This is a genomic window from Frondihabitans sp. VKM Ac-2883 (genome assembly GCF_015350875.1).
GTDB lineage: Bacteria > Actinomycetota > Actinomycetes > Actinomycetales > Microbacteriaceae > Frondihabitans.
This window is the reverse complement of the sequence record NZ_JADKSF010000007.1, coordinates 59,089-75,655: the sequence shown is the minus strand read 5'-3', so window position 1 is coordinate 75,655 and position 16,567 is coordinate 59,089. Positions and strand designations below refer to the sequence as shown.

Annotated in this window: 15 protein-coding genes; 8 read left to right on the top strand and 7 right to left on the bottom strand. The window is 60.4% G+C overall.

The features are described from left to right. Positions 1-35: 35 nt before the first annotated feature. Positions 36-221, bottom strand: a complete 186-nt coding sequence (locus tag ITJ49_RS13410; RefSeq protein WP_194606111.1) for a hypothetical protein — start codon at positions 219-221, stop codon at positions 36-38. Positions 222-525: 304 nt separating this feature from the next. On the opposite strand from ITJ49_RS13410, the gene ITJ49_RS13405 reads away from it, so the two are divergent. Both ITJ49_RS13405 and ITJ49_RS13400 read left to right on the top strand, forming a co-directional pair. After that, complete coding sequence (locus ITJ49_RS13405; RefSeq protein WP_194606109.1) at positions 526-1,332, top strand: nuclease-related domain-containing protein; 807 nt, start codon at positions 526-528, stop codon at positions 1,330-1,332. 60 nt (positions 1,333-1,392) lie between these two features. Continuing rightward, on the top strand, positions 1,393-2,004 hold the full coding sequence (locus ITJ49_RS13400) for a class I SAM-dependent methyltransferase (RefSeq protein ID WP_194606107.1): 612 nt from the start codon (positions 1,393-1,395) through the stop codon (positions 2,002-2,004). A 38-nt stretch (positions 2,005-2,042) separates the two neighbouring features. Here the strand turns inward: ITJ49_RS13400 and ITJ49_RS13395 are convergent, their stop codons facing one another. After that, positions 2,043-2,267 (bottom strand): alpha/beta fold hydrolase, encoded by a 225-nt coding sequence (locus ITJ49_RS13395; RefSeq protein ID WP_194606105.1) that lies wholly within the window; start codon positions 2,265-2,267, stop codon positions 2,043-2,045. 26 nt (positions 2,268-2,293) lie between these two features. Then, positions 2,294-2,926, bottom strand: coding sequence for a hypothetical protein (locus tag ITJ49_RS13390; protein WP_194606103.1), 633 nt, complete (start codon positions 2,924-2,926; stop codon positions 2,294-2,296). Positions 2,927-3,425: 499 nt separating this feature from the next. On the opposite strand from ITJ49_RS13390, the gene ITJ49_RS13385 reads away from it, so the two are divergent. Then, positions 3,426-4,832 (top strand): hypothetical protein, encoded by a 1,407-nt coding sequence (locus ITJ49_RS13385; RefSeq protein ID WP_194606101.1) that lies wholly within the window; start codon positions 3,426-3,428, stop codon positions 4,830-4,832. Between the two features lie 112 nt (positions 4,833-4,944). Here ITJ49_RS13385 and ITJ49_RS13380 read toward each other — a convergent pair whose 3' ends face one another. Continuing rightward, positions 4,945-6,531, bottom strand: a complete 1,587-nt coding sequence (locus ITJ49_RS13380; protein ID WP_194606098.1) for an SIR2 family protein — start codon at positions 6,529-6,531, stop codon at positions 4,945-4,947. A 228-nt stretch (positions 6,532-6,759) separates the two neighbouring features. Here ITJ49_RS13380 and ITJ49_RS13375 point away from each other — a divergent pair, with 228 nt between their 5' ends. Together ITJ49_RS13375 and ITJ49_RS13370 are read left to right on the top strand one after the other, a co-directional pair. Further along, positions 6,760-7,341 (top strand): recombinase family protein, encoded by a 582-nt coding sequence (locus ITJ49_RS13375; protein WP_194606096.1) that lies wholly within the window; start codon positions 6,760-6,762, stop codon positions 7,339-7,341. A gap of 294 nt (positions 7,342-7,635) precedes the next feature. Next, complete coding sequence (locus tag ITJ49_RS13370; protein WP_194606094.1) at positions 7,636-9,834, top strand: hypothetical protein; 2,199 nt, start codon at positions 7,636-7,638, stop codon at positions 9,832-9,834. A 516-nt stretch (positions 9,835-10,350) separates the two neighbouring features. Here the strand turns inward: ITJ49_RS13370 and ITJ49_RS18245 are convergent. Beyond that, positions 10,351-10,764 (bottom strand): HNH endonuclease, encoded by a 414-nt coding sequence (locus ITJ49_RS18245; RefSeq protein WP_370544531.1) that lies wholly within the window; start codon positions 10,762-10,764, stop codon positions 10,351-10,353. 579 nt (positions 10,765-11,343) lie between these two features. Here ITJ49_RS18245 and ITJ49_RS13365 point away from each other — a divergent pair. Together ITJ49_RS13365 and ITJ49_RS13360 are read left to right on the top strand one after the other, a co-directional pair. After that, entirely contained in the window at positions 11,344-12,342 is a 999-nt protein-coding gene (locus ITJ49_RS13365) for a DNA cytosine methyltransferase (protein ID WP_228514483.1), read from the top strand. Further along, entirely contained in the window at positions 12,339-13,217 is an 879-nt protein-coding gene (locus tag ITJ49_RS13360) for an NgoMIV family type II restriction endonuclease (protein WP_194606092.1), read from the top strand. The genes ITJ49_RS13365 and ITJ49_RS13360 overlap by 4 nt, the downstream gene beginning before the upstream one ends. Before the next feature lie 279 nt (positions 13,218-13,496). Here the strand turns inward: ITJ49_RS13360 and ITJ49_RS13355 are convergent, their stop codons facing one another. After that, complete coding sequence (locus tag ITJ49_RS13355) at positions 13,497-14,483, bottom strand: DUF4365 domain-containing protein (protein ID WP_194606090.1); 987 nt, start codon at positions 14,481-14,483, stop codon at positions 13,497-13,499. A gap of 583 nt (positions 14,484-15,066) precedes the next feature. Here ITJ49_RS13355 and ITJ49_RS13350 point away from each other — a divergent pair. Next, a complete protein-coding gene (locus tag ITJ49_RS13350; RefSeq protein WP_370544519.1) occupies positions 15,067-15,828 on the top strand; it encodes a class I SAM-dependent methyltransferase in 762 nt (253 codons plus the stop codon). A 104-nt stretch (positions 15,829-15,932) separates the two neighbouring features. On the opposite strand, the gene ITJ49_RS13345 is transcribed toward ITJ49_RS13350, so the two are convergent. Further along, positions 15,933-16,463, bottom strand: coding sequence for a hypothetical protein (locus ITJ49_RS13345; protein WP_194606088.1), 531 nt, complete (start codon positions 16,461-16,463; stop codon positions 15,933-15,935). Between the last annotated feature and the right edge of the window lie 104 nt (positions 16,464-16,567).

The window sequence follows — 16,567 nt, the reverse complement described above, 5'->3', positions numbered from 1 at the left end:
GGGCGGCATTGGAGGAGTCCTCGTGCTTACTTTGCTCAGACCCGGGGTGCCCGCCGCCGTATCACGATGACCCCGACCAGCCACAGCACACCCGTCGCCACGTGGAGGGGGCCGAGGAAATAGCTGTGTCGCGCCACGAGCTCGATGACTCCGAGTACGAGGAAGGTCGCACCGAAGACGGTCAGAACGACCGTCACTACTAGGCGAGTTGTTTTATCCACGAGACCCCCTCAGACGTGCTCGCGCTGTACGGCGTTCAGCTGCACTGTCAGTGCTCGGAAGCCGTCGTCGGTCGGTAGCTGAGACAAGAGAACTCCGTCGTTCGGGCAGCAGTCTGATGTGGAGCACATCGGCAGGCTGTGCTGGCGTGTCTACCGTATGCGCTCTTGCAGGCTTCCGAAAGAAAGACGTCACGCTCGTGCAGCGGACTATCGCCCCAAACTGGTGGCAGCGATGCGAAACCCTCTGCTCCTACGGTGGGAGACGGGGGCTCGACTGTTGACGCCCCAGCAAAAGGGGGCCCACATGTCCAATTCGACACTTGCAAATCGCGTTCCGGGAGAGTCGCTGATGACAGCGCTCCATGATGCCGTGGGGCCCGAGGGTCCGACCTCCTTCGCGTCGCGGCTCTTCGGGCATAGCCGTATTCCTCCAGCGGCGCGCAGTTGGTACGTCGGTCTGCTCGGCGAGCAGGCAGTCGCAGAGCGGCTTCGTCGCCTTCCCGAGGGGTGGCTCGTTCTCCATTCGGTTCCGGTAGGGGATCGGGGCAGCGACATCGATCACGTGCTTGTGAGCCCGTCCGGTTGTGTGCTCACTCTGAACACAAAACACAGCCCCGGCGGCAAAGTGTGGGTTTCGTCGAAGGCATTCCTGGTGAACGGGCAGCGGCAGCCGTATCTGCGCAACTCCAGCCACGAGGCCGCGCGCGCCGCGAAGCTGCTCTCCGCGGCGACCGGTGGAACCGTCGATGCCCTGGCCGTCATCGTGGTCGTCGGCGCCACTGTGACCAACAAGGGTGAACCGAAGGATGTCGCCGTCGTCACGATCGATCAGCTCCTACGGTTTCTCACACGAACTGTCTCAGCCTCGAGCGGCTCCGTCTCGCCGGGTGCTGTTCGCCAAGCAGCCCTCCAGCCCGGCACGTGGGCTCGAAGCCAGACATCGCCCACGCCATCAACGAATTACATCCAGTGGTTCAAAAATTTGAGAGAGCGCGAGCGGCGAGCCGCCAGGCGCCGCAAAGCCTGGGTCCTTGGATCGCTCGCCGTCATCGTGGGCTTGCCGGCTGCCGTCGGTGTGGTCACCGTGGTGGGTGCGACCCTGCACGGTTGAGTCTGTGCGGGCGTCTGGTGCGCATGGCTCTGTCGGGTCTGCACTTCTAAGGTGTCTGTCATGGGCACTCGCGTCGAAGCATCGTATTCGCGGCGGGCCAAGGAATATACGCAACGACTCGGGTCCTTGTCGGTCGTCCACGCGTCGGACAGGCAGCTCATCACTTCGTGGGCTGAGGGAGTCGACGGCCCCCTGCTCGATGCAGGATGCGGCCCGGGGCAGTGGACCGGTTATCTCGCCGAGCGCGGCCTCGATGCGAGGGGCATCGACCAGGTCCGTGAGTTCATCGAGCACGCCCGGGCGACCCACCCCCGAGCGCGTTTCGATGTCGGAAGCATCGACGCGTTGCCCGACGCGACCGGCAGCCTCGCGGGAGTGCTCGCCTGGTACTCGCTCATTCACCATGAGCCGGCCTCGATTCGGCAGCCGCTCGCGGAGTTCGCTCGTGTCTTGCGGGCGGACGGCGAGCTCCTCGTTGGTTTCTTCACGGGACCGGAAGTTGAACCCTTCGACCATGCCATAGCCACCGCGTACCGGTGGCCGCCCGAGGCCCTCGCGGACGTGCTTCGCCAATCAGGGTTCGAGGTCATCGAGACCCATACGCGCACGGCCGCCACTTCGACGCCTCGACCCCACGGGGCGATGCTCGCTCGGTTGAGTCGCGAGCAGTAGGTCTCACCGGCGGAATGGTGCGGGGAATGCCCGGGTGTTTAGTCCGCGAGGACAGTGCGCAAGGCGCCTATCCACTGGTCGAACGCGTCGAGGTGTGCGTCGTGGGAGGCGTCGGTCACGTCGATGCTTCGAGTATTTCGGCCTCGGCGGACGAACTCCGACTTCTGCTCCTCCGAGAACATGCCGCCGTCGGCGTAGATCACCAGGGTTGGTGTCTCGACCGCCTCCCACTCGTTCCAGCGCGGTTCACCCAGCGCCCGCACACACCATGAGTTGTCCCGTCGCACGGCTAGGGAGAAGTCTTCACGGTGCGCGAGTCGAAAAAGGCCTTTATGGCGGTGGGCTCGACTTGAGCGCGACCGTAAAGGATGTCGTTTACGAGAACCTCATCGATGCGGTCGTAAATGGAGATACGGGCGAGGCGAACGAGGCCCGCGGCCGCCGAGGCATCCTTCATGGCGTCGTATAAGGCTCGCTGGCGCCAACGGGGAGAGCCGTGGAAATCGAAGATGCCGTCTGGATCCGCCGGGCCGAACATTCGCTCGGCCGACGGGTTGGTCCATCGTTTCCCTCCCGTACCAGCACGCTTTTCGAACGAGGCCGCGAAGACTCGGTAGTTGTCGGTCCAAGGGAGCCGAGCAGCCCACGGCGCATTCAGCGTCAATGCCCTGTATCTGTGGAAATGCATTTCCTCGTCGAGCTCGACCACCAGTCCGTCAAAGGCCAGGTCCCACGAGCCTGGTGCTAGGCGTGGTTCTACTAAGACGCCGCCAAGACGGTGGTACATGGCAGTAATACCTTCTGCGACATCGGTTGGGAAGTGCTCGAGGCGTGGTGCGGATGGCTTGGACGCCGATTCAACGGCACCTGAGGTCAAGAGAATCTGTCGAAGCGTCCGTGCTCGAGCACCAGTACGAACCATGTCTGCAGTATCGCAGCCGGTCCAAGTCGGCGCACCGTTGCGGGGACGTGGGGCGGGTTCTCGGGCAATACGCACTCGCCGGTCCGTTGGCGGCCGGCACGGGGCTCCTCGTGACACGCTTCGTCGGTGTGCTGCGGCGGCAGGTCGCCGGGATTGGCGACGTGCGCCTACCTCCTTTTAGGGCAGATGTACTGTTCGCCTCTCCCGTGCCCGTCACCCGTGGGCCGGACGTCTGCCATGCAGGTGATGCTGTCCCAGGTCTCGTCATTCGTTATGGCGAAGTCAAGATCTCGTATGTATTTGAGAATTATCGGCACGAACAACCCGTCGACGAAAGTGGTGCGGGCGGCGAGTTCTGCAAAGGATCGCCGGACGTCGCACAGACCCACTGGCATAGCTGTCCCCGTCCTGGCCTAGTTCGTCGGTCTCAAACCGCAGGAATCTGACCAACCTTCATATCCAAGTGCTCGGTGTCGCTTGGTCGAGCTAGGTTGATCCCATGGCGTGCCTGAACGTCAAGACGGCGACTTGGGGGTCACGGATGTCTGGAGAAATCGAGCTCGTTCAAGATGGGGACGGACTGACGATCATCGGGAGCGATACCGACATAGATCGTTTTCTCGTGTCTGCGCAGTTAGGCCATGCCAAGGCGGAGAAACTTAGCCTGCACCGGGTTTGGTCGGCGTCGACCACCGCCGGCGCCGCGGCGCAGGTGGGTGCGGATATCGCGGCGAACTCGGGACGCTGGGTGAAGCTCACGGCCGAGTCGGCAAACGCGGTCAAGGCGTATGGCCTGATGCCGACGAAGATCCCAGGCGTGAGCCACGCCATGGTGGGCGATCCCGGCAACATCAAGCAGTGGCTTCAGATCGCGCGTGCCCCGTCAGCTCTTCTTAGTGGCCCGTTCGCGTTCACCGCTCTGGCCACGATGATGCAGCAGCGCGCCATGCAGCAGCAGATGGACGAGATCGTCGAATATCTCGAGGAGATCAACGAGAAGGTCGATGACATCCTCCGCTCTCAGACCGATGCCGTTCTCGCCGACATGATCGGCGTCGACCTGATCATCGAGGACGCCATGACTCTTCGGGAGCACGCCGGCCGGGTGTCGGAGGTGACCTGGTCGAAGGTGCAGGGTGCGGGTTTCACGATTGCTCGAACTCAGGCCTATGCGATACGTCAGCTCGACGCTGTCGCTGAGAAGCTTGCGAAAAAGTCGGATCTAGGCGACATGGCGAAGGCGATTCGGGCCACCGATCCCCGGGTTCGGGAATGGCTCGCTGTGCTTGCGCGCACCATGCAGCTGCAGGATGCCGTTTCGGTGCTGGAGCTTGATCGGGTTCTCGACGGCTCATCGGAAGATATCGAGAAGCACCGAACGGGCTTGACCGCAGCGCGAAAGAAGCGAGTGGAGCTCGTGGGGCGCACTACCGCTCGCTTGCTCGTGCAGATGGACGAGACGATCGCTCGGGCCAATTCCCGGGTCCTGCTGAACCCATTCGACTCGCCTGCTGCGGTGAAGTCGAGCAACGAGCTTTCAGACGGCCTGACAGAGTTCCGCGGTCGCGTCGGCATCGCGTCGGACTACGAACATGCAGATGCACGCCGTTGGCGTCGGGCCGTCACGGAAACTGGCGGGAAGGTTGTGACAACGGGTGTGACCGGAGCCCAGGCGGCCAAACGGATCGGCGTCAGGGGGCTGGAACAGGCTTCGGAAGCGTTCCGCGCGGTCGACTCCGATGGCGATGGTGTTGCCGATCGGCCACGGGCCAGAGTGGCCGCGGAGGAAGCCGGTGAGGCGCTAAAGGGTGCAGCCGCGGGTGTTTCGGATGCGTTGGGCACGCTGTTTAAGCGCGATCGGCGACGGTCTGAGGATGCCTCTGGTGAAAACGACCAGCCGGCTTAGCTAGGCCGTGATCGGATTTCCTACACGCATCGGATGAGCAGCGTCCAATTTATGTCGCCCGGGCGCTAAAAGGCAGAGTGTGTCGCAACGCATGCGTTTTGGCGCACTTGGGTTAGGAGGCCGATTCTTGGCCTCTCAGGGGTCCGAAGGCGACTGCGTCGTAAATGCAGACGGCCTTCGCCCATAGCGTTGTTGGCTTACCGTCCGGAGTCTCCTCGTAGTTGCGGCGGAGGTATCCACGTAGGTGCTCGTCCTGGACCTTGGAAAGGTCGATCACTTGAAGCACTTGTAAACAGGTCTGGTGATCCAAGTCGGTCGTCATTGCCTCAAACGACTCGTACTGCCCGGCGAGCAACGCGTATTTTTTGGGGAAGTTTGTTGGGAACCGCAGGTGAGATATCGCGGTGTCCACGCGGTTGGTCACTCTCGCGTGCAGGCCCGTTGGGTCGGCGAGCGTTCCTGAAGATCCAAGGCGTCCTGCGCCAAGGAGGTAGTAGAAGACTGAGCAGTTCGTCGATCCCGACAGATGCTGGGGAAGCACTTCTCGGGCGACCGTTTGCATGGCGTCCTGATTCCCCATCAGATTGTGCTCAAGCGTTTCGAACATGACCTGTTTCCGATTCCAGCCTACGAGACCCTCGAGAGCGAGCTTTTGCCGCACGCCGACACCGATCACGATTTCGACCTGGGAAGGATCGACGTCGTCGTTCAAATCTCGAACAAGCAAGGTGCCCTTGGACTCGCTGGTGGAGACAAGGTCGTAGACCTGCTCCTTGACCCGCCGAAGAACACCCGCTGGAATTCTGGGCTTAAGACGGCCTAGCGCTCGGAAAACGTCCTCAAAACTATTAACCGGAATGGAGATAATCGGGATGGCATTGCCATTCACAGAGTGGAACGTATGCGTCATCTCGCTCGAAATGGCTTCTGGGGACCATTGAATGAAGATCAACCGGTCTTGCAGCTTGCTGAAGTTCTCCGCGGTCAACACTTCCGCGATGTTCAGAAGAATCTCCTGAATATTCGGGTCCGACAGGGAGTACCCGAGAAAGACGATGGGGTGCTCCACAAAGATCGTCAGCAGCTTGGCCGCGAGATATTTGTTGCGGTCGTTGAATCTCGAGAAGTCTTCCGCGGTCAAGATGATGCTCTCCGGCACGTCTGAACTGCCGTGAATTTTGAAGATCTCACCAATTCCAAACGAGTTATTGAAGAGCAACTCGTCTTGGCCGGCGTAGACGGTGAAATGCGGGAAAAGCGTTTCCAGCAAGGTGTCGTAATTGGTCGTGATAATTCCTTCGACGACCGCGCTCTTCAGCCATTCCAATTCTTGGGCCAGGGGCCCGGCTTGCGGTGCACTCTTTGCCGCCTCGCCCAAGTACTTCGCAACCTCGATTTTAAGAGGCGATTGTCCGGATTCGGGATCGGGGAATGCCTCCCTGCTCGTCTGGTAGTCGCCGGACTCCCACCAGATGGAGCTAAACCGAGCAGCTATCGCGGAGGCCATCTTCCCTGTGTCTTTACTCGCATCCGCGCGGTACCTCTCAAACGAGTAATCCGTCTTCTCGGCGAACCTCCGGAGTAGGCCCATCCAGTCGTCCGTCGAAAGATATCTTCGCGACAGGCCACTTCCAACGAACAAGAAGGGTGCTGTCTCGAATTTTGCCAGATGTGCGAGGAGGTCATCTTCTACGGGCATGCATCGCATCCTTTCATGCATGGTTGACGATGCCTCGTCCCCCTCCCCAATATCCATGGTCGGGTGGGGTCTCGAAGCCATAGGGATATGAGCTGTGCCACGTCGGCGTGCGTTCCGTGGGGCTCCCGCCCGGATTTCGGCCACACCTAACTTTCCGTATCTATGTGCCAAAAGTGTCTGCTTGAATTCGCGTAGCCATCGATAGTTTTGGGACACCTTAGAGGTCCGGTGGGCAAGTTGATCGGTTACGCGCGAGTCTCGACCAAGCAACAGGTAACGGACCGGCAAGAGGTGGATCTTCTGGCTGCCGGCGTTCGCAGAGATGACCTGTATGTCGACCAGGGAGTTTCCGGTGCTCGATCGTCCCGCCCGGAATTTGATCGAGCACTGGGCGCAATCTATGAGGGTGACACCCTGGTCGTGACGACGCTGGATCGTCTGGGTCGGTCAACGCAGAACATGCTGTCTTTCGCCGAAGCTCTTCGGGCACGGTCCGCAGGTCTTCGCGTGTTGAACCTTGGGGGAGGGGACGTGGACACTTCGACGCCAATGGGATCGATGGTGTTCACGGTGATGTCGGCTCTCGCTCAGATGGAGCTTGATATCAAAAAGGAGCGGATCACCGATTCGGTGACCAAGCGTCGAGCTATCGGGGGAGACCTTGGTGGCCGCCCTCGAAAGGTGACTGACCGGCAGATCCGGAGCGCCGTCCACCTGATCGATGGGGGAGAGGCGGCCTCGCAGGTACTGCGCGATCTAGGCCACTCTCGTTCGACGTTCTACCGTCGTGCCCGAGCGCTCAAGTCCTGAGGGAAAATCGCAATATGTAAAAGTCGCTATTGACATGGACAATCGCGGCGACTAGCTTTAGATGGTCGCGCCCCTTGGGTGTGTTTGCTTCGACTCTGAAATTTGTTCAGAGGACCCTATGGGTACTGGAGACGAATGAACTGCCATCCATATGGCTGGTTTTTTCGGTCGAGAGTTCGGACCAAGCCCGCATGAAGGAGACGCAGCGCAGACAATGAATTCCCCTGTGTCCCGTAAGGGCAGGACGTCGACGACAAGGTTGGCAGTTCCAGGGAATCGGATACGAGGTATCCCATGAGTAACAACGTGCCACAGTTCCTGGCCCCTAGCTCACCTGCTCGAGCGGCTACGCCTGCAATTTCGGAGGCACCTCCGACGGCAAGGCAGCCGCAGCTTGATCTCAAGGGAGATGAGCAGCCTCTTGTCATCTCTAACTTCTCGTTCGACTTGCCTGGGCCCACCGCGGCGAGAGATCGCATCAAGTTCGTCAGGGATGCGCTTGCCGCTGGAGTGCCGCTCTCAGAGGACGGGCTTCATGCAGTCGCCAAGGGGATGGTCTATCCCGAGGTCGCTGCATCGATGGTCAAAAACAATCTCTTTACCAACGAGATCGTCGAGGCTGCGACGCTGCATTCGCTTCCGGCCATCCTCTACACGACGGAGTTGTTTCCGTTGCTTCAGCCAAGAACTGGAGCTTCAGCTCAGTCGACGGCAGCTCCCGTGATCTCAGGCGAAACGGGTAGTGATGGAGGGCCAACTGCCGCCCTGGAACTCTCATTCCAGTCCGTACGGCACTTGGCCGATTACCTTCGCCAGACAGTGAGGGAAACACGTCGAACGGGCAAGCGCTACGACGAAAGCATCCTTGCTCGCCGGGTGTCCCGACCGATCATCGCTCACGAGGCACACCTGACTTTCCAAGATGGTTCGGAAGCGATTGATGTGCTCGTAGTTCGCGATGGTTTGACGCGTCTCGTGAGTGCTACGGCCGCGCGGATGAAGGGCAAACCCACTCCGGAGGAGATTGCGGAGGAAATGGTGACCACACTTCTGACTCGAAAATCTTCGGCTCGGACGAAGGACCTCACCGTTTCACAGCAGTACGCACGGGGCAGGGACGACGCAGCGACGACCCTCAGAAGCCGCTTCACCCTGGGCATCGCTGGTGGTGAACCTGATGAGGACGCGATCCGTGTTGGGCAGACTTTTACACTGCCGGCGCAGGTCTATGTCGGCATCGACCCCCTTCCTGGGAACCCTCTGCCCTCAGACCAGCAATTCGACGATGCAATTCGTGCTGTCGTGTCCTCGATCCACGTCGAGTTCAAGGGTTGGGACGAGGCGGCCGAGTTTGCCGAGGTAGCGGACCGGGCCATGCATCGTGTTCGTCACTCTGGGGAACTTCTTGAGGACGTGGCCGACCTGGCGACAGGAATTATCGACGAGTCCAAATTGGGCTCGATCTTCGGTGACACCTCGATTCCGCCGACGCCGCTCTGGAGGGGTGTGTACGTCGTGGCCACTCTCTGCAACCCTGAGGTCTACAAGGGTATGAAGCGAGAGTTGCGCGCCATTTTGGGGTTGACGCGAATTGCGGATAGCCGATACGTCAGTCTGATGGCCCCCGTGGTGGACCGTCCGTGGCGGGGGGTTAAAGCTGCCACGCTGGCACAGTCACGCTCGGCGTGGGGTGATGGTGCTCCAATTCCTAAAGGGGCCCTCGGGCTGTCCTGGAAGCCGGTACCCGTTGCCGACTTCACTGAGCTCATCGCCCCTGCTCTCGCAGGCGACGTCAACGCTCGCCTGACGCTGCAAGTCGCGGGAGGAATCGCTCTTGTGACCGACAAGCTGCTCACAGCCAACGTCGGTAGCAAATTGTCGATGGATCTCGTTCCTTTCCGAGCATCAGTCAGCGATGTCGTGAGTGGCCTCGGAACGAACGAATACGGGCTCTGGATTCTGGCTCGAGCGGCCAACGCTTTCGACGCAAGTGGCGTTGCCGCGAATAGCTTCACTGAACGCGACCTGCAATCGAACTCGAACGCGTCGCAGATCGCAAGCTCTTACCGCGTCGGAATGGTTGATCCAGAGCATCCGAATCAGTTCCTGGTCGACAACTCCGGTCAGCCCAGGCTCATGCGGGAGCGCGAGGTTGTTACGGCGAGCAATCCGCAGAGAGCGGCCAAACCTAAGCAGGATCTCGCGGGAGGTGCGTCTTCCCCGACGCAGGAGACGGATGCCGCTCGTGCGGCTCGACTTCGCGTTGCGATTCGCACGGGATTGACGCACGTTGACGACCAGATCACCGAGCTCACCACCATTCCCTCCGGAGCGGGCATCGGTCAGCCCTTCAGCACCTTGGAGGAGTGGCAGGAGCTGACCTTCATTGTCAACAAGATCACGGCCGGTCTCTACCAGAACGTTCCGGCAGCGGGTCAAGCCAGTTCTTCTGGAAGCGATAGCGACGCAAAATCGGAGGCGGACGGTGAGTGACGGTGGGGATGGTTTCAGCGCCACCCGCCTCACCCGCATGTCGGACCTAGGGGTGCGTTGGGCCGGGGTGATACGCGTTGCGGAGCCCCTTACTCGCAGTGGTGCAGATCCTTGGACTCTTTATCCCGTGAATTTGCGGGAGGGCTCGCTGCCCACTGAGTTGCCCGACGGCCAGGCAATCTACGCCGCCATGGCGTACGGCAGGTGGCAGTACGTAGGCAAAACGGCCGCTGGTATTCGCCGCCGGTTGGCCGGCCATGCGAGAGATTCACGTGCAGGCGACTCGTTCAAGGCCGACTGGGACGCTCTTGTTGTGCTGCCGCTAGACGACGACGTGAGTGCACGGTACTTGTCGACGTTGGAGAAGACAGCTCGAGAGTTGTTGAATCCCACCTTTGGATCTCGCTGGGGCTAGTGGTGGAGGTTCTCAGTGGCCCTGGTCGAGACGGCCAGGGCCACTGCCCTATTGACCAGCAATTCAGGTTGCGAAGCTTGGTAGCAGAGGTCGAGTACCAGTTAGCCATGAACCTTGCGCCGAAGTAGGTCTGCCACCCTGTCTTTTTCGCTAGCGGAAAGGCGCCGAATCCGATCGTAAACGCTATCGACTTTGTCTCTTCCCCTTGTGCCGGCGAGAACCCAGGACTCTAGTTTCTGAGCTTCGTCTCGGCTGAGATTGATGAGATCCGGTCGTAGTTGCTCGAGCGTTTCCGGCGAGCGGAGGGCGTCTCGCACTGGCTCGTTGCATCGGGCGCATTCGGTTTGCAGGTTGTCGACGTCTTTGCTGCTTCCACCGAGTGCATTGGGAATACGGTGGCCGATAGTAAGTGCGGCTGCCGTCTCGGGTTCCCCCGGATATGGCTCCGTCGAGCCGACGCCGCATACGACGCATCGCCAGTGGTCACGTTCGAAAACCCTGCGGCGTGCTCCCATCGACACCGTATTTGAAGAGGGCCTCTCGCCTTCTCCAGGGTGCCAGCCAATTGCGTCCAATCGATACGTCCCTGTCGGAATCGACCGATCGTCTTTGTTTGTTGGTAGTTCCCAACCACTCTCACGGAGCTTTCGGAGGCGACGATTTAGATGTTCTGCCTCGTTAGGAACAACGCCGTCTCCTAAGGCTTCTCGGATCTCGGGCATGGTGAAGTGCTCTCCGAGTTCCAAATTGAACGCCATCCAGGCGGCCAATTTCCTCTCCGCTCCATATTTCTGCTTTGGCCTGTCGGGCCAGGTGGTCAACTCCCACCACAGCGTCGTTCCGTCGGGGGCGTAGGCCCCCGGTGGGTACTGCGAAAACCGGTCGCTCACACGGCATGTCTAGCCGGCTCTGGTGGCACTCACCTACTAGTCCGGGTCGCGCCACTCATGAAGCACGTGAACGGATACGGGCGACCTAGCGATTGATCTTTTTCTGCTGTGGTCTTAAGAAGTCAGTGTGTGAACGCACACCTGACACACGAGCTGGGGCCCTGAATTAGAGTGTCGGTAGCTTCGTGCACCATGGAGCACGCCATGACGAACGGACCCGGTATGACTAACGCCCCCCTGAGTGCCCTCGAAATTTGCGCGGGAGCCGGTGGGCAATCGTTGGGGCTCGAAAAGGCAGGTTTTGGACATGAACTCGCCGTCGAAATTGACCGCGACGCAGCAGCAACATTGCGAGCTAACCGGCCTGATTGGAACGTACACGAGGGCGACGTCCGTGAAATTGATGGCAAGTCCTTCCGTGGAATCGATCTTCTCGCCGGCGGCGTCCCATGCCCTCCATTTAGCTTCGCAGGTCACCAACTCGGTGCTGACGACGAACGCGACCTGTTCCCGGAAGCTCTTCGGCTGGTGCGAGAAGCCCGGCCATCCGCGGTCATGCTCGAGAACGTTCGCGGTTTAGCTTCTGCCCGATTTACGGTCTACCGGCAGTCGATCCTTACTGAGCTTGAGCGTCTTGGTTACACCGCCGACTGGCAACTCCTTTTCAGCTCCGAATTTGGTGTCCCTCAGCTGCGGCCCCGGTTCATCCTGGTCGCCTTCCGTGGCGCCAAAATGAAAAAGTTCCATTGGCCGAGCGCTGTCGGCTCACCGCGACTGGTCGGAGAGACGCTGCACCCGCTGATGGCGGCAAACGGCTGGGAAGGCGCGGACGCGTGGGCACGCGGAGCTGCGGGAATTGCCCCGACCATAGTTGGCGGCTCCAAAAAGCACGGTGGAGCCGACCTTGGGCCCACTCGCGCCAAAAAAGCGTGGCTGGAGCTCGGTGTAGATGGGCGCGGTGTCGCTGACGAAGCGCCCACGGCCGAACACCCCCTCGACCACATCCCCAAGCTGACGAACCCGATGGTTGCGCGCATTCAGGGTTTTGAAACGGATTGGCAGTTCACGGGTCGAAAGACAGCCGTGTATCGACAGATCGGGAACGCGTTCCCGCCGCCCGTTGCCGAGCGGGTGGGAACCTCCATCCGGACAGCACTCGGTGCGACAGCGACACGCAAGCCGTCGCTCAGCATCGTCGCATGACCGGCTCAGGCACCTCCGCTTTCGCCGAAGCCCGACGCCAGTTCCACGCCGGCCTTCTTGCCGGAGGCGTCCTCGGCATCAACGACAAAGGCGTGCCTAGCAATGCGGACAGCAGCAACCGCACCAGCATCAGTTACGCGCGAGCGATCGCGGATACGTTGAAGGTCGAGACCGTCAGCGAGCGCCTGGCGGGGCAGACATCTGGGGGCGAGTTCGAGCAGGCGACGGCGAATTTTCTCGCCGACACTTTTCCGCAGCTAGGCATGCTCCGGCCAGGTGATTGGGAGATTCGAAAAGTCAGTGGTCGTGGCGCCGCGGCTCAGGCATCTGTCTTCGAGCAGTATGCCCACCTTGTCGATTTGGATCGGGCGGTCAAAGCGAATCCGCAACTGCAAGCAGTGCTGGGCAACGGATACACCATCGCTCCAGACATCGTGATCTCTCGCGGTTCTGTTGACGATGACTTTATCAACCAAGGCGGTGAGATCGTCGACAACACAATCGGTCTGCACGCACCTATCCGACGTCGCAACAACCCTGACTTGCGGATCCTTCACGCCGTCGTGTCGTGCAAATGGACCATCCGGAGCGATCGTGCTCAAAACTCCCGCTCGGAAGCCCTCAATCTCATCCGCAACCGGAAGGGCCGCTTGCCCCACATTGCTGTCGTTACGGCTGAACCGTTGCCGTCACGAATTGCGTCAGTCGCTCTTGGCACTGGCGACATTGACTGCGTCTACCACTTCGCTCTTCCGGAGCTACTTGCAGCCGTAGACAGTGAAGGTCACGGCGATGCCACCGAATCTCTCCACATGATGATCGAAGGCAAACGGCTCAAAGACATCTCCGACCTGCCCTTGGACCTCGCCGTTTAGCTGGCATCCACGAGGAGTCACGGTGGCTCCGAAATCCGACAGCAGCGATGGCTACGTTCGATCTGCCGTCTGCTCATCTTCTTCGGCCGCCGCTTGGAGATGACGCCTGCCCGCAGGGGGAGGTGTCGGAGGCTGCTCGTAGCGTTCGGCCACAGATCGTCCGAATACTTTTCGGTGTCGTCAGGAATCCTCGCCCGAAGCTGCGGGCACTTTTCTAGCCGGTTAGATCTGCCGTGCTCCTCAGCTGGTATACAGACGTGGGCTTAGCGGCTAAAGACATTACTGCCCATCTCGGGACGGGGTCAGAATGCGCCCGTCGCCCTCGGCGTACTCATCGACCGCGGCGAACCCTCGTCCAAGGTCGTTGAGAACAAGTTCTAGTCGCCAGAAGTCGACTTCCCCGGCACCGTTTGCGTACGGGCGCAACCCGACCCCATCGAACTGAAGCCGCCAATCGTCGAAGGACTCTGACCAGTGCGTGTCGCCCTCACGGTCCTGCCATACGCATTCGCTCGTCCATCGATCGCGATCGGCTTCGTCGTAAGTTTCCTCGTGTAAAACGACGTCAGCCCACGGCACGAGCGTCGGCAATACATCCTCGTAAGGCCGACTCCCCAGCATGATTAGCCAGCTGCCCAGCGCCTGACGATCCTCACCGGCATCATCGGTTGAGACAATTTGTAGGTCGCCTCGACCCGACGTCTTATTAACCCATTCGTTTGCTTCCAGCAGTATTCGCCGACCATTAGAGAGCTCACGCATCCACGGCAACGCCAGCCGAAGCCGACGGATACGTAGTTCGTAAGGATTTCCCTCCGCAACCTGTTGCAGCCGTCCTTTCGATTTCGCGTCGAGCGTTTGAGACTGGGGGACCAAGATCTTTTTCCCACCGCGCTTGCCGGTCGTGACGGTCCTTTTCGTCACCACCTGCCAATACGCCTGATCCGTGGACGGGTCATAAAGGACGACCACCACCGGCAGTGCGTGGTCGAGCCAGTACGTTAGGTCGTCCCTGTCAAGTTGAAACCACCACCCGTCACCGTCTGCGTGGGGTTTTCGAAAGTAGGACGGACCGGACTTGATCTGGGCAGCGAGCAGCCGACCCGTGGCCTCGTCATCAGCCACAATTTCGATCTGCGCGTCAATCCCGTAGTCGTCGGTGGGCTGCTCGCGAAAAATCCAATCAAGATCTCTGACGGTTTTACCCTGGACCGCAGCAATTCCTTTGCGATCCTGTTTGGCAGAACCTTTGACCTTTTTCGGCACCTCGTCATGATAGCTACTTGCTTGGCGGGACGGGAGGTTCAGTTGTGCGGATGTGACTATGTCAAGGTTTTGTGGCGGACGATTCTTGGACCTTGGCGCCATGGTGGTTGTTCACTCTGTGCCGGCGGACTATATTCCTTTGTCCGATAGCCGAAGGGCTGTCGGGTCAGCTGCCGAGCGCAGCGACAAACCAAGAGGGAACGTGGCCTCATTACTTTCGACGTCGCCTACTGAGGATCGATCCAATGACCAGGGCTACGGCCATTGCGGGAAGAAAAACGAGCAGAAGAACTCGATCGTCCCATGCGCGTGTTGATTGTAGACATAGTCCTCTCGAACGGAGAGGGACAGGAATGCCATTCGATGAATGTAACCCCGAGCGCCCCAAGCACGCGATCAGCTCACACCTTCTCGATGCGCGCTCGACACGGTCCCGATAGCCGATCGGCTATCGAGACGGGTTAGACCGTTGCCGAAGCCGACCAGTCGTGCCAGGCTCGGGGTCATGAGCCTCTGACAGCGCGTTCGAGAACCGTCGCACTCTCGCGACGGGTCAGTTCACCCTGCAACCAAAGGCTCACCTGTGGCTCTCACGCCTCAAATGCTCAACCCGCACGTCTGGACCGAAGCAGTCGCTCGCGACTACGACCGGTCCTCAGCGTCGATGTACGACCCTTCCGTACTTGACCCCGCCGTCGACTTTTTGGCCCACCTGGCTGATGGCGGCCGCGTCGCAGAGTTCGCGATCGGCACGGGACGCGTCGCGCTCCCGCTCGCCGCTCGCGGCCTGGAGGTCGCCGGCATCGAGTTCCCCGCTCCGATGATCGACGAGTTGCGCCGGAAGGATGGCGGCGCGGACCTCGAAATCGTCATCGGCGACATGGCTACGACCCGGCTTTTCGGAGACTTCGCCGTCGTGTTCTTGGCGTACAACGCGATCACCTGCCTCCTGACGCAGGAGGCGCAGCTCCGATGCTTCGAGAATGCTGCTGCACACCTGGCCCCAGGGGGAGCGGTGGTCATGGAGGTTTTCGTACCGCCGCTGCGTGGGCTCATCCCCGGCGAGACCTACAAGCCCTTCCACGTCTCCGCCGATCACCTCGGCTTCGACGAGTTCGACACTGTGAACCAGCTCCTGGTCTCGCACCACTACGACTTCTTTCACGGCGTCGACGGTGCAACCCGGTTCGACTCGCCCCAACGGTATGTCTGGCCCAGCGAGCTGGACCTGATGGCGCTGCACGCCGGTCTCGCGCTCGACGGTCGATGGGCCGACTGGGGACGCGCCCCGTTCACCGCTGACAGTGCCTCACACGTCTCCGTGTGGCGGGCCCCCTCGCGGTAGGCCCGCAAGCCGATCGGCTATTGAGACGAGTCGCTGTCCCTTACCGACATGCCGCCCTGCCCACATTCGTGAGTCAACCGGTCTGGGCAAGCAAGGTCGAAGCGCTACTCATGTAGACCCTCTTTGCGGGCCTCTGACCAGACAAGTCCGAGGTAGATTTCGTTCCTTGCATCACTGTCGCATCGTTCGAGAATGGCGCGCGCGCTTTCTGCTGTGCCCTCCAGCTCGTATTGGGCATCGAGGTCGAGGAGGTCGTAGAACGCGAGATAGTTGTCTGCGAGGCCACGTGCGATCGCATGGATGGGCCAGCGCTCTCGTCGGTCCCGCGCTTCCGTCAGATGCATGAGCTGCTTGTCCATTCGATCGCGGTCTGCCGTGGCAAGAAAACCGCCGCCCTTCCAGCGGGGCGCGAAGCGAGTCGCCAACACATCGTCCTTGCGGGGATACTTCCGGCCACCCAGGAACTCATCCATCAACCGCGCGTGCGCAATGAAGGACTCGACGAGAGTCACCAACATTCCCGTGGATAAGGACTTGTTGTCACTCCAAGCGGCTTCCGACAACTGAATGTGTGTGAACTCGGCCATTCCGAGCTCGTAGCGAAGTTCACGAGCGATTTCCACCGGAATGGTCATTGGTCTTGGCCTTCGAGTCGTAAGCAAAACTGGCTTGGGCCACTAAGTATCGTCCGCCAGGATCGGAGCGACTGACGGTGGCACGCCGTACGGTCCCGCTTGTG